We start from the raw sequence: 13,841 nt of genomic DNA, 5'->3' as shown, positions 1-13,841 counted from the left end.
GTGGTTGTTATGGTAATAAACGCATAACATTCAACTAACATAGCGGTAATAGTTTTGCGGTATTAAATTAATACACGTGAAAAAAGTTTTATCTGCTATAACCATTATCATTGTTTTAAGCCTTAATGCAGGCAGTTTATTTGCACAAGGCACCGGCCGTATATCAGGCAAAATAATCGATCAGAAAACAAGCGAGACCTTAATTGGCGCCACCGTAAATATTGAGGGCACCACCAAAGCCGCCGCTACCGATGTAGAAGGCCATTATGTATTGGGCGGGCTTACCCCTGGCAAATACACCATATTGGTACGTTACATTGGCTATCAAAGCAAAACCGTATCTGATATCGAGGTGAAGGCAAACGCCAATACCCCGCTTGATATTACCGTAGCGCCGGCCGAGTCGCAGGCGCTTAAAGAGGTGGTGGTGCGCGCCACGTACCGCCAGGAGTCGGTAGGGGCTTTATACGCCATTCAAAAAAACAGTGTTTCCATTTCTGATGGTATCTCGTCAGAACTGATCAAAAAATCGCCCGATCGCAACACCAGCGACGTGCTTAAACGCGTAAGCGGCGCTACCATACAGGATAATAAGTTTGTTGTAGTGCGCGGCTTAAGCGACAGGTATAACACTGCATCGCTTGACGGTGCGCCGCTGCCCAGCACCGAGCCTAACCGTAAAGCGTTCTCGTTTGATATTGTACCCTCAAGCCTGGTAGATAATATCGTTATCAGCAAAACCGCCAGCCCTGATATGTCGGGCGATTTTGCAGGCGGCAGCGTACAGATATTGACCAAAGATATCCCCGACCAAAACTTTGTAACCGTTGGCCTTGGTTTGGGCTACAATACCCAAAGCACTTTTAAAGATTTTAAAAGCGGCTACCGCAGCGGTATTGATTATTTGGGTTTTGACGATGGTACCCGCAAACTGGTAAACAATTTTCCGACTACCAGCCAGATCACCTTAAGGCAGTTGCCTGCTAAGCAGAATATACAGGCTATCAACACCCTTAATAACGATTATAACGTTTACACATCTAAAGCATTACCTACCCAAAACTACCAGTTGACCATTGGTAACGTAAAGGAAATTGGCGAAAACAAAAACCGCTTTGGTACCACCGTCGCGCTAACTTACCGCAACGCGCAAACCATTGTGCCCGACTTTATACAGCAGTACGATAACTTTGATTATCGCAGCCAGCAATATAAGTTTTCGACCAATATTGGGGCGTTGGCAAACTTTGCCTACAGCTTTGGCAAAAGTAAGATCACTTTAAAAAACTTGTATAACCGCGTTTTAGACGATCAGTTTACGTACCGCACGGGCGCTAACACCAGCACATCGTCGAACGATAACCGTTTTTACGCTTTCGACCTTTTAGAGAAAGCCTTATTTAAAACAACTTTGGAAGGTGAGCACGGCCTGGGGCAAAAAAGCTCTAAGTTAAAATGGAACCTGAGCTACAGCAATATACTTAACGACCAACCCGACCAAAAGAAAGTTAATTATACACAACACAACGCCGGCGAAGACTTTATTGCACAGGTAACCAACCTGAATAAAGAGAACGCCCGCTTGTTCTCGCACCTTAACGAAAATATTTACTCGGGTAAGGTTGATTATAACGTACCGGTAAACCTGTTTAAACAAAGCACGCTTAAACTGGGTGTAAGCTCGCAGTACCGCGACAGGTCCTTCGACGCACGGTTTATTGGCCTGGTGCTAAACACCAACGACCCCAACGCCGAGGCGATAAGGATGCGCCCAATACAAACCTTGTTTGGCCCAAATGTGATAGCCGCAGGTTTATACAACCTTGATGAATTGCAAAACCTGACGGACAGGTACACCGCCAATAGTACAACCAACGCTGGCTATGCCATGCTGGATAGCAAAATTGGCGATCACGTGCGTGTGGTGTACGGTTTAAGGGCCGAAAAATTCGACCTTAACCTGCTAACCAAAGACCCTACCGCAAAAGCGGTTAACCTGAATAACCTTGACCTGTTGCCATCAGTAAACTTTACCTATGCGTTAACAGATAAAGCTAACTTAAGGGCATCTTACTACCGTACCGTGGCGCGCCCCGAGTTTAGGGAGCTTGCGTTGTTCTCATATTACGATTACGAATTGCTGGCCAACCAGCAGGGTAACCCTGATCTGCAGCGCACGATAATTGACAATGCCGACCTGCGTTACGAATTTTATCCTTCGGCAGGGCAAATATTTTCGGTATCGGCATTCTATAAAAAGTTCCAGAACGCGATTGAGCCGCTGATACAGGACGAAAACTCGACTACCAACATCACCTACTTTAACTCTAAGTCGGCTTATGTGTATGGTTTTGAACTGGAGGCCCGCAAATCGCTTGATTTTATTAACGGCAGCAATTTCTTTAAAAACACCACAGCATATGCCAACCTTTCTATAAACCGTTCAAAAGTAACCAACCCTACCGATGGTATACCACGTTTAGAGAAGACCCGGCCGTTGGTTGGGCAATCGCCTTACGTAATAAACGCTGGCCTGCAGCATACCGAGCTGAATAACAAACTGTCAATTAATGTGCTTTATAACCGCCTGGGCGAAAGGATATTTTTTGCAGGCGGCGGCAGGTTCTCGAGCATCTACGAAAAACCGCGCGATATGCTGGATTTTCAGATAGGCTATAAGGTTATTAAAAGCCGCGGTGAAATTAAGTTTAGCGGCAGCGACATCCTTAACCAGCGCTACAATTTTGTTTACCAGCTTGATGGCAAACCATACGCACCATCAGGTACCGGCACCACTTTTAAAAATTATGCAATGGGTTCAAATTACTCATTATCATTTAATTACACGTTTTAATAATATTTATTTGTTAAACGGCAGTTAATATTTACTTAATACAGGCGGCCGTTATTTGTTAAAAAATCGAGAGATATCAGCATGAAAAAATCATTATTGTTTTTAGCGCTTAGCGCAGTTATTATGGCAAGTTCTTGTAGTAAGAAAGATGCCATTATCGATCCTATTGTTGACCCGCCTGTTCAAAACGGCAACACTGTAGAGGTTAGCGGAGATATAGATGCCAACACTACCTGGACAGCCGACAAAATTTACACTTTAAAAGGCTTTGTTTATGTTACCAATGGCGCAACCTTAACCGTTGAGCCCGGAACCATCGTTAAAGGTGATAAGGCAAGCAAAGGCACATTAATAATTACCCGTGGTGCAAAAATTTCGGCCATAGGCACACCGGCTAAACCTATTGTATTTACATCATCTTTTGCTGCAGGTACACGTACAGCCGGCGACTGGGGCGGTATTATCCTTTTGGGTAAGGCGCCGGTTAACCAGGGCGATAACGTAAATATCGAAGGTGGCCTTGATGGTAAAGGTAACGATGCCAAATACAAACAATATGGCGGCAACGATCCTAACGACAACTCAGGCACTTTGAAATATGTACGTGTAGAGTACGCAGGTATCCCATTCTCGCCCGATAACGAGATCAACGGTATTACTTTTGGCGGCGTTGGTGCCGGTACTACTATTGATTATGTAGAGGTTTACCGCTCTGGCGATGACGCTTACGAATGGTTTGGCGGTACAGTAAACGCTAAACACTTATTAGCTATAGGCAGCCTTGACGATGATTTTGATACCGACTTTGGTTTCTCGGGTAAAGTTCAGTTTGGTTTGGCACAACGTTATCCAACCATTGCCGACGTATCGGGCTCAAACGCTTTTGAATCTGACAATGATGGCTCGGGTTCAGATAAAACCCCTCAAACTTCGGCTGTGTTTGCTAATATGACCTTATTAGGCCCTGTATTACCTGCATCAGCAGGTGCAACATTGCCAGCTGTTAATGCTAACTATCAGCACGCTGCGCAAATACGCCGCAACTCTGCCGAAAGTATCTTCAACTCTATATTCTCAGGTTTCCAGGAAGGTATTTATATCGACGATTCAAAAGTTGCAACAGCGGGTGCTACCTCAACAAACTTTACGGCCGGCCGCTTAAAATTTGCTAACAACATTATTTACGGAAGCAACAAAAAAGGTAACGAAGTAAAAGGTGACAACGCAACCCAGAAAGCTATTTTTGAAGCTACCCTGCGCGCTGCCAACATTTTTGACGCAAGCCAGTACGCTGATGCTTTGATAAACGATCCGTTTAAATTCTCATCAGACTTTGCATTGCCGGGTACACCAATATTTACAGTAAAAGCAGGCTCAATTGCTGCATCGGGCGCGGTGTTTACCGACACCAAACTGGCCGATGCGTTTTTTGAGAAAGTAGCTTACCGCGGTGCATTTGGTACCGAGGATTGGAGCGCAGGCTGGGCTAACTATAACCCGCAGGTGATGCCTTACACAACACCAGGCGCAGTAAACTAATCATAAGATCAATTAATAATTAATTATAAAGCGGCTATCCATTTCGGGTAGCCGCTTTTTTTACATCAGTTTTGGCAATCTACCGGTTATACGGATACTCATTTATCCAGTGAAAGCCCCTGTTCAAAAGCCTGAAGTTTTGCAGGTCGTATTTTTTAAGGCGTATACTGATCGAATCTTTCCTCATGGTCCCTTTTAGCAGCAGCACATCTTTAGATGGTTGGCTGTAAGTATAATGCGCTTTGCCGGTAGTGTCGGCGTAGCTGTACATATCAATGGTATGTTTAAGCGTATCTATCTTAAAATCGTGCATCCGGCTGGTATCGTCGCTCATGATCACCCTCGCCCGGCCAGCATAACTAATAGTCAGCTTATCCCATCGGGTGGTATCCGTTTTAAGCGGCGGGATGGTGTCTTTATTGCGTACAAAGCTTTGTACGTTATATATGCCATATAAAGGTGGTTTTTTAGCGGCATCGCCATATTGGTCCATTGCCTCTACATCACCGTAAAAATTCATTACTACGGTATATATCACCAATACATACTTTACAATGCACAGGGTAAGGTTTTTCCAGCGCTTCTTAAAAGTGTGCCGGCCTAAATTTGCGGCCGAAGCCGGTTTATTAAGGATAAAAAAATTTGTAAGCCGGATAAAGTCCTTGCTTAATATATACAGGCACATGATCACCAGCATGGTTGACAGCAGTTTAACAGGCACATCAAAAGCATAGTTGATAGCCATGATGTTACCCGCCACAACCAGCCCCACAATAGCGCCGAGTGTGGCGGTACGCCGAAAAAATAACAATACGCCGCATGTAAATTCGGCAAAGCCTGTAAAGTAGTTAAAGCCGGTCGAATACCCCATGTAGGTCCAGGCCAGGCCCATAGGCGACGCATTGCCAAATGGCTGCAGCAACCTATCGGGCGATGGCGACGGAAACTGCAGTTTTATAATTTTTACACAACCATAAGTTATCATGGTGATGGCTACATAATAACGTACAACTACCGTAAGCCAGTAAAATAAGTTGTTGTAATTGCGGGCTTTTCTATCGGCCACCGACCATATTATTGCACTAACAATTGCAGTAACAAAGCAAAAAAACAGCAGCACATAATCGTATGTGGTGTCGCCGCTTCCATTGGTAAACACGGTTATGGGCTTACTTAAATGCAGTACATGCTTACCCAGCCAAACAATTAACGTGTGTACAGGCTCAATATAAATTTCGTACAGCTTATCAATATTCGGCAAAACGCCGTTGGGGTTAAAAACGATGTACGCAATAAAAAATATCATGAAGAAGCGCAAAGAGAGCTTGCGCAATGGCGACCAGTAGGCCGGCTCGGCTGCGGTGTTTGTCATTTAATTAAGGTTGGTTACCCTAAAATAATAATAAACCGTTTATTTTAAAGTATTTACACCTTTTAAAATTGCGTACGCGGTAGGTTTGGCTTAAAACAAATGTTTATAATTACTGATAACAGGCAACGCAACGCTTATTTGGTACAACATTTGTTTTTTGATAACTAAAGCGCAGCCAATGATACCTATATACTTTACAGTAGGGAATGACAGGCCTGTAAAGGTTATACCGAACACGCAGGCCCGGGTAAATGGTCATCAGGTAATAACCTATACTTATAATATTTATAACGACGGGGGGGATGATGTGGAAGAGGAAGATCGACAGGAAAGCGAGCTGCTCCTGGAAAAAAAGCTCGACCCCAATTACCTGGGTTATATAACCTTTGAGGAGCCGGGCAAATTGTTTACATACACCGCCGACGGTCGCGATGAGCTAACCACAGAAGAGATACAAGAAATTATAGAAAGCGTAAGCCATTACCGCGATCACCCCGGTCTGTGGAATTTGGAGGGGACCTGATCCATGCAAAATATATTGTTTTTTGGCAATAGCCTCACAGCCGGCTATGGGCTTGGTAATGCCGCGGCCCAATCGTTCCCGGCGCTTATCGGCGATAAAATAAACGCCCTGGGCCTTCACTATCAAATAATAAATGCCGGCCTTAGCGGCGATACTACAACAGGCGGCCTTTCCCGGTTGGATCATTGGCTGAATAAACCCATAGCGGTATTTGTGCTTGAGCTGGGAATAAATGATATACGTAAAGGCACGCCGCCAGGCCTTATCGCTCAAAACCTGCAGGAAATAGTTAATCGTGTAAAAAACAAATACCCGGAGGCTAAACTGGTACTGCTGGGTATGGAAGTGCCTTTATTTTTAGGCGGCCAAGTGGCTATTGCTTTTAACGCCATATACCCCAAACTGGCAAAGGACAATCAAATGGCCTTTGTGCCCTTTTTATTATCAGGCGTGGCAGGTGTAAAGCACCTTAACTTATGGGACAGACTGCACCCCTCGGCCGAAGGGTAAGGTGGTGGCCGAAACGGTATGGCCGGTGATAAGGGAAGTGTTGTAAAGGTTTAGGCATGCAGGTTGATTACAGGAGTATTTGCCAATAGCATCAATATATCTTTGCGCTTACGGTCAACAATCATTAATTTCCGTTTCCAAACCACCAATCATGGCATATGTAAATTCAAACAAGCTTGCGGCCAATACTTTTGATGCTATCGTGATAGGATCGGGTATAAGCGGCGGCTGGGCGGCTAAAGAGCTTTGTGGCCAGGGCCTTAAAACCCTGGTATTAGAACGCGGCAAGGATGTAGTGCATTTAAAAGATTATCCTACGGCTACAAAAAACCCCTGGGATTTTCCGCATCGGGGCCAATTGCCGTTGCAGGTGAAGCAGCAAAACCCTATTGCCGAAAGGTGTTATGCATTTGGCGAAGCGTCTGAACATTTTTTTGTTAAGGATAAGGAACACCCTTATGTACAGGATAAGCCCTTTGATTGGATTCGCGGGTACCAGGTTGGGGGTAAATCATTACTTTGGGCAAGGCAAACGCAGCGCTGGAGCAAATTTGATTTTGAAGGCCCCGCGCGCGACGGTTTCGCGGTAGACTGGCCAATACGCTACAACGACCTCGCGCCCTGGTATACCCATGTAGAGCAGTTTGCCGGGATAAGCGGTAATCGCGATGGCCTGGAAACGCTGCCCGACGGCGACTTTTTGCCTCCATGGCAAATGAACGTGGTGGAAAAGGAGATCCAAAAGCGCATTATGGCCCATTACCATGACCGGGATGTTATCATTGGCCGCTGCGCCCACCTTACCCAACCCAAAGAAATACATTTGCAGCAGGGCAGGGGCCAGTGCCAGGCCCGCAGCTTGTGCGAACGGGGCTGCCCTTTCGGCGGATATTTCAGTTCTAACTCATCCACCCTACCCTGGGCCGCCAAAACAGGTAACTTAACCCTTCGGCCAGATTCGGTTGTACATTCCATCATTTACGACGAAAAAAAACAAAAGGCCCTTGGCGTAAGGGTGATAGATGCGCATACCAACAAAGCCATTGAGTATTTTGCCAGGATCATTTTTGTTAATGCCGCTGCTTTAAACAGCAACCTTATCCTGCTTAATTCAACATCGGGCCGCTTCCCCAATGGTTTGGGCAACGATAACGGCTTGCTTGGTAAATACATTGCATTTCATAACTATCGCGGGTCTATGACGGCAAGTTTCGACGGGCCGATGGATAGTTATTATTACGGGCGCAGGCCAACAGCGGTGATGATGCCTAACTTCAGGAACGTACGTAAGCAAGAGACGGACTTTTTGCGTGGTTATATGACGTTTTATACCGCAACACGCCCGGGCTGGGGCCATTTTACCCAAGGCGCACCTATTGGCGCGGACTACAAAAATGCCATTGCCGAACCCGGCCCATGGGGCATTTATATGATGATGCAGGGCGAAACCATACCTAAAGAAAGCAACTTTGTACAGCTAAGCCGCCAGCAAAACGATAAATGGGGCATACCGCAATTACGTATTGCTGTTGATTATGATGATAACGATGAAAAACTGCTGAAAGACTTTTTGGTGCAGGGTGCCGAAATGCTGGACAAGGCAGGCTGCAAAGATATTGCCACCAATGATAGCAAACAGGCGCCGGGGCTTGATATTCACGAAGTGGGCGGCATACGCATGGGGCACGACCCTAAAACATCGTTACTGAATAAGTGGAACCAGTTGCACGCATGCCCAAATGTATTTGTAACTGATGGCGCGTGTATGACATCTACCGGTACGCAGAACCCTTCGCTTACCTTTATGGCCCTAACCGCGCGCGCTGCAAATTACGCTGTAAGCGCGCTGAAAAAGGGCGAGGTGTAGCTATGTGCATTACTTGCTATAAGTTTTAACGCAGCGACTTACTTCCAGTCGTTAATGGCTTCGCCAAGGTCATAAACCGGCACCCCGGTTATTTTGCTTTCGACAATACCTGCCGCCGCTGCCGAGCGGTAACCCGCGGCGCAATGCACCACTATGGGTTTATCGGCCGGTATTTCGCTTATACGCTCGCGTAACTCGGGCAGGGGAACGGTAAGGGCGTTGCTGAATAATTTGCCTGCCTTTATTTCGGCCCAATTGCGCACATCAATAATGGTATAGTCATCCGGGTGTGCTTTAAAATCATCGTATTTAAGCTCAGGCGACCGCTCAGTGGCGGCTTCAGGAGGCAACATCGCGGCAATTATGTTTTTTTCGTAACCAATTTTAGCTGTTTTGGCTATCATTCGCTCTAATTCCTCATCATTGCCGGCTATTAAATAAAACTGTTCATCAGGCCCTATCACTGATCCCAGCCAGGTCTCGAATTTTTCAGCGTCCTGCAGGTTGATCGAGCTTTTAACGTGGCCAGCGCGGTAAACATCTTTGGTGCGGGTATCAATAACTAAAGCGCCTTTTTCCAAAGGGATACTTTTCGACGGCCGGTTTACCATGCCAATACTTTCCTCAAAGTTAGGAGCCCCGGTTTTATTCAGCTCTACATCATAACCAAAATATTTTGGCATAAAGGGCTGGTCGGCCGTTAAGGTTTTTACAAAGGCCAATTCGTCCATCAGCTGCAGGGCGTAATTTTCGCGCAGTTCTTTGCCAATGGTGGTTTGCAGGTCGGGGCTCATGCTTTTACCACACAGCGAGCCCGGGCCGTGGGCGGGGTAAACCGTAACATCGGCGGGCAGTACCATCAGCTTTTCGCGGGTGCTATGGTACATTTGCCGGGCCAGTTGCTCCTTTTTTGCGGTAATGTTACCTGCGTTCTCGCGCAGGTCGGGTCGGCCCACATCGCCGGCAAAAAGCGTATCGCCGGTAAATACGGCGCAGTCGCGGCCGTTTTCGTCCTCCAGTAAAATACAAATAGAATCGGGCGAATGGCCGGGGGTGTTCATAGCCTTAAGTTTGATATCATCAAGGGATATCACGTCGCCGTCGTCAAAGCTTTCGTGCGGGTATCCGGCGCCGGCCAGTTTGCTCACATAAATTACTGCGCCGGTAGTTTGATGTATCTCCAAGTGCGAACTTACAAAATCGGCGTGGGGGTGTGTTTCAATAACGCCCGTGATATCCGCGTTATGCAGGGCGGCGAAGTCATAGTATGGCTGCGGATCGCGGGCAGGGTCGATAACAACCATCCGGCCCGAGCGGATAATGGCGTACGAGGCATGTGCCAGGCCCTTATCGTAAAATTGGTGAACTATCATATAATGTGTCAGTGCCGCAAAGATATACGTTTAGTTGAATGGTTGAAAGCCATCAATGTAGGGGCGAGGTAAATATTGACAATACGCCGTGTGCAGTTTAAAACATACGTTAAGTATTGTTGGTTAACCTGATATGGATAAACGTATAATACTGCGGCAAGGCGATATAACGAAACTGGCCGTTGATGCTATTGTAAATGCGGCCAACAGCAGCCTCATGGGCGGCGGCGGCGTTGATGGCGCCATACACCGTGCAGGCGGCAAGCAGATACTGGAAGAGTGCGTTAACATAGTTAACCGGCAGGGAGGCTGCAAAACCGGCAATGCTGTAATTACTACCGGCGGCAAGCTGCCGGCCAAATATGTGATACACACGGTGGGGCCGGTTTGGGGTGGTGGCAAACGCGGCGAGGAAACCCTGCTTGCAAATTGCTACGTCAACAGCCTTGCCATAGCAGTGAACAATAATGTTAACACCATTGCTTTTCCGAATATCAGTACCGGTGTTTACCGTTTCCCGAAAGACAAAGCGGCGGAAATAGCGGTTAAAACAGTTAACGAATTTCTATATGGGAACGAAGAAATCCGGGAGGTAATGTTTATTTGTTTCGATGACGAGAACTATAGAATTTACCAGAAATTACTCTAAAAATTTTCAATTTTTTTAAGAATTTTTCCGGAAAGTTAGCTGCCTAATTCAATTATCCGGTCAAATTCTTCACGCTTTAAAGCCATTACTGATAAGCGCCCCTGCCGGATCAGCCCGACGTCTTTCAGGCGTTCATCGGCTTTTATTTGTTCAAGGGTAACGGGTTTTTTCAACGGTTCAACGGGTTCAAGGTCAACCACTACCCAGTTGGTGTCATCGGTAGTGGGGTCCTGGTAAAACTCTTTAACCACACGGGCAATACCTACTACTTCTTTGCCCTCGTTACTGTGGTACCACATCACCAGGTCGCCCTCTTTCATCAGTTTTAAGTTATTGCGTGCCTGGTAATTACGCACACCATCCCAAAAGGTGCGGCCTTCTTTATTGAATTTTTCCCAGCTATATTTTACAGGTTCGGATTTTACTAACCAATGGTGCATATTATAAGGTATCGGGGGTGCTTTAGTTTGTTGCCTTAACTTGTGGTAAAGGTGACAAAATGCGTTGAAAAATTAAAATTATTTGGTCTTGAATATCTTTATCAGCACGTATACTATTATAAATAATTGCGATATTGTTGTTTAAACCTGAACGCGTTATGATAGAAATTGATGGCATTTATACAGGCCACAACCTGTATGTAAAAAACCCTTATAGTAATTTTGGTGAAACTTTTTGTGTTTACGAGGTGAAAGTTAATGGCATGACTACTTCGGATGCGTTCGAGTCCTCGGCCTTTGAGATAGACCTGAGCAAATATTCGTTTAATTTGGGCGATGCGGTAAGAGTTGTTATATATCATAGGAATAGCTGCCTGCCAGAAATTTTAAACCCGGAAGTATTACACCCAAGGGTACATTGACTTATTAAACCATAAGTTTTAATGGCAACGGGGCTTACAGCCCGCGTCTAACTGATATGGAACCAGCGCTTTTCTGTAAGTCATACCATTTATTATTTCCTTTTACGAAAAAACTAATTTATAGCTAATCTTAACGCTATATTATATATAATTGTATTAACAGTGTTTATCTGCGCAGCTATGTAAATTATGTCTTTAAGGATCAGTAACGATGATGCCAGCTTTAGTGTGTTGTTTCATCACAACCCAAACCCCATGTGGATTGTGGAGGTTGATACGCTGATGTTTAAAGAAGTGAACGATGCGGCCATAAAACACTATGGCTATACCCGCGAAGAATTCCTGTATGAAATAACACTTTCGCAAATACGGCCCGTTTATGAACAGCAGGATATGCTTGCCCTTATCAAACGGATAAAGCATAGCCAAACTGTAAAAAAAGAACTCACTCACCTAAAAAAGGATGGCAGCACCATTTATGTGAACATTACATCGTACAATGTAACTTATAACGGCTGCCACTGCCGCATGGTTATTATACACGATATTACGGAACAAAAACTTAAGGATATACAGCTCACCCAAGCGGTAAATAAAATTAACGAGACCCTGGAAAGTATAACAGACGGGTTTATTACACTGGATAGTAAACTGCGTATAACTTACCTTAACAAGGAAGCAGAACGCATACTGGCAACAAAACGGGCTGCTGTTTTGCACAAAACGCTATGGCATTTATACCCATATTATCGCCAGCTGGAGGTTTTTAAGCAATTTAACTTTTCGCTCGAAAAACATGAAACGGTTAAGTTTGAAGAATATGTGTCGCCGCTGAATAAATGGATATGCTTTACCGTTTATCCGGGTGCAGAAGGGCTTGCGGTTTACTTTCAGGACATCACCGGACAAAAGCACGGCGAAGAACAGATAAACCTTAAAAACCAAAGCCTGGACCAGATCGCATACATCAATTCGCATTTGATACGTAAGCCACTGGCCAACATCATGGGGATCATCAATTCCTTAGACGGCACCCCCCATAACAACGAGCAACTGGAGCAGCCATTGAAAATGCTTAAGCTAAGCGCCGTTGAGCTTGATCATATCATCAAAGATATTAACGCCCGGGTTGAGAAAACCTTGACCTGATGCGGCTTAATGCAATATCTTAAACATCAGTTCCTTCATCAAACCGCCGTGGTCGGTGTTTGATTCTACACCCTTGCTTTTCAAATCGTACTCGCGCAGGTAGCTGATTACCTCAAAGGTTTTGCCCAGGTTGTAACCACGCGCCGCCTGTTCGTAATCCTTTAAAAAGTAGGGGCTAACACCCAGTTCGCGGGCAAGGTTTTGCGGGGTGCGGTCTTTAACATAATGGTAGGCCAGCACCTTGCTGAAAAAGTTATTAAGGTTACCCAATACCAGCACAATAGGATTTGATTTTGGGTTGGCATCGAAGTAATTTATGATCTGGTTAACTTTATAGGCGTCTTTTTTTGTTAATGCGCTCTGCAGCTCAAAAACATTATACTCTTTGCTGATACCGATATTATCCTGTATCAGCTGTAGGGTTATTTCCTGGCCGGCAGTAACGTTAAGCATCAGCTTATCCAGCTCATTGGCAATTTTCGACAGGTCGTTACCCAGGTATTCGGCAAGCATGGCCGCCGCTTGTGGGCTTATCTTGTATTTCTTATCGTTTACGTAGCCCTCTATCCAACCCGGTATTTTGCTGTCGTACCAAGCTGCCGACTCAAACACCAGCCCATTCTTCTCGATAGCCTTATAGGTTTTTTTACGCTTGTCAAATTTGCCGTATTTATAGCAAAAAACCATTATTGTGCTTGGCAGCGGGTTTTCAAGGTAGCTTAGTATGGGGTTAATGTTTTTTTTATCGTCATCATCGCGGCCCCATTTCATATCCTGCGCCTCTTTGATCATCACCACCTGGTAATCGCTCATCATGGGATACCGTTTGGCAGCGTTAATGGCCGTCATGATATCGGTGTCCTTGCCGTATAATATGGTTTGGTTAAACCCTTTTTCGGCATCGGTTAGCAGGTTGTTTTCGATGTAATTGCTTATTAGGTCTATATAATACGGCTCTTCGCCATGTAGCAGGTACAGGGGCTTAAACTTACGGTTCTTAAGGTCTTTTATAATGTCGGGAGCGGCCATGGGTTAAGCCAAAAGTAAAAAGTTAAAAGTAAAAAGTAGTGTTTGTGGAATAATAAACCTCAACTTAATTGGATATGCTATGCGTTTTGACTTTTAACTTTTTACTTTTGATTT

Annotated in this window: 12 protein-coding genes; 8 read left to right on the top strand and 4 right to left on the bottom strand. The window is 45.2% G+C overall.

All coding sequences use genetic code 11. From position 1 onward, the window contains the following. Positions 1 to 76: 76 nt before the first annotated feature. Positions 77 to 2,854 (top strand): TonB-dependent receptor domain-containing protein, encoded by a 2,778-nt coding sequence (locus tag HDC91_RS09410; protein ID WP_370576814.1) that lies wholly within the window; start codon positions 77 to 79, stop codon positions 2,852 to 2,854. Positions 2,855 to 2,935: 81 nt separating this feature from the next. Then, positions 2,936 to 4,393, top strand: a complete 1,458-nt coding sequence (locus tag HDC91_RS09405) for a hypothetical protein (protein ID WP_183551212.1) — start codon at positions 2,936 to 2,938, stop codon at positions 4,391 to 4,393. 79 nt (positions 4,394 to 4,472) lie between these two features. Here HDC91_RS09405 and HDC91_RS09400 read toward each other — a convergent pair whose 3' ends face one another. Beyond that, positions 4,473 to 5,765 (bottom strand): hypothetical protein, encoded by a 1,293-nt coding sequence (locus tag HDC91_RS09400; RefSeq protein ID WP_183551209.1) that lies wholly within the window; start codon positions 5,763 to 5,765, stop codon positions 4,473 to 4,475. Between the two features lie 178 nt (positions 5,766 to 5,943). On the opposite strand from HDC91_RS09400, the gene HDC91_RS09395 reads away from it, so the two are divergent. The 3 genes from HDC91_RS09395 to HDC91_RS09385 all read left to right on the top strand — a co-directional run bounded on the left by HDC91_RS09395 (position 5,944) and on the right by HDC91_RS09385 (position 8,665). Further along, positions 5,944 to 6,288 carry a hypothetical protein gene (locus tag HDC91_RS09395; protein WP_183551206.1) on the top strand — a complete coding sequence of 115 codons (345 nt, stop codon included), beginning with the start codon at positions 5,944 to 5,946 and terminating at the stop codon, positions 6,286 to 6,288. 3 nt (positions 6,289 to 6,291) lie between these two features. Continuing rightward, on the top strand, positions 6,292 to 6,798 hold the full coding sequence (locus tag HDC91_RS09390) for a GDSL-type esterase/lipase family protein (protein ID WP_221262159.1): 507 nt from the start codon (positions 6,292 to 6,294) through the stop codon (positions 6,796 to 6,798). 151 nt (positions 6,799 to 6,949) lie between these two features. Beyond that, positions 6,950 to 8,665: a GMC oxidoreductase gene (locus HDC91_RS09385; protein ID WP_183551203.1), complete on the top strand. Its 1,716-nt coding sequence runs from the start codon at positions 6,950 to 6,952 to the stop codon at positions 8,663 to 8,665. 38 nt (positions 8,666 to 8,703) lie between these two features. Here the strand turns inward: HDC91_RS09385 and HDC91_RS09380 are convergent, their stop codons facing one another. Beyond that, positions 8,704 to 10,038: a rhodanese-like domain-containing protein gene (locus HDC91_RS09380; protein WP_183551200.1), complete on the bottom strand. Its 1,335-nt coding sequence runs from the start codon at positions 10,036 to 10,038 to the stop codon at positions 8,704 to 8,706. A gap of 133 nt (positions 10,039 to 10,171) precedes the next feature. Here HDC91_RS09380 and HDC91_RS09375 point away from each other — a divergent pair, with 133 nt between their 5' ends. Further along, on the top strand, positions 10,172 to 10,687 hold the full coding sequence (locus HDC91_RS09375; protein WP_183551197.1) for an O-acetyl-ADP-ribose deacetylase: 516 nt from the start codon (positions 10,172 to 10,174) through the stop codon (positions 10,685 to 10,687). Between the two features lie 35 nt (positions 10,688 to 10,722). On the opposite strand, the gene HDC91_RS09370 is transcribed toward HDC91_RS09375, so the two are convergent. Then, entirely contained in the window at positions 10,723 to 11,127 is a 405-nt protein-coding gene (locus tag HDC91_RS09370) for an EVE domain-containing protein (protein ID WP_183551194.1), read from the bottom strand. A gap of 158 nt (positions 11,128 to 11,285) precedes the next feature. On the opposite strand from HDC91_RS09370, the gene HDC91_RS09365 reads away from it, so the two are divergent. Both HDC91_RS09365 and HDC91_RS09360 read left to right on the top strand, forming a co-directional pair. Continuing rightward, positions 11,286 to 11,549, top strand: a complete 264-nt coding sequence (locus HDC91_RS09365; RefSeq protein ID WP_183551191.1) for a hypothetical protein — start codon at positions 11,286 to 11,288, stop codon at positions 11,547 to 11,549. Between the two features lie 189 nt (positions 11,550 to 11,738). Next, positions 11,739 to 12,698: a PAS domain-containing protein gene (locus tag HDC91_RS09360; protein ID WP_183551188.1), complete on the top strand. Its 960-nt coding sequence runs from the start codon at positions 11,739 to 11,741 to the stop codon at positions 12,696 to 12,698. Between the two features lie 6 nt (positions 12,699 to 12,704). Here the strand turns inward: HDC91_RS09360 and holA are convergent, their stop codons facing one another. Further along, complete coding sequence (gene holA, locus HDC91_RS09355) at positions 12,705 to 13,727, bottom strand: DNA polymerase III subunit delta (RefSeq protein ID WP_183551185.1); 1,023 nt, start codon at positions 13,725 to 13,727, stop codon at positions 12,705 to 12,707. Between the last annotated feature and the right edge of the window lie 114 nt (positions 13,728 to 13,841).

Source organism: Mucilaginibacter sp. AK015 (genome assembly GCF_014200785.1).
In the GTDB taxonomy this organism is placed as follows: Bacteria; Bacteroidota; Bacteroidia; order Sphingobacteriales; family Sphingobacteriaceae; genus Mucilaginibacter.
Note: the sequence above shows the minus strand (reverse complement) of the source record. Positions and strands in the feature narration are given on the sequence as shown.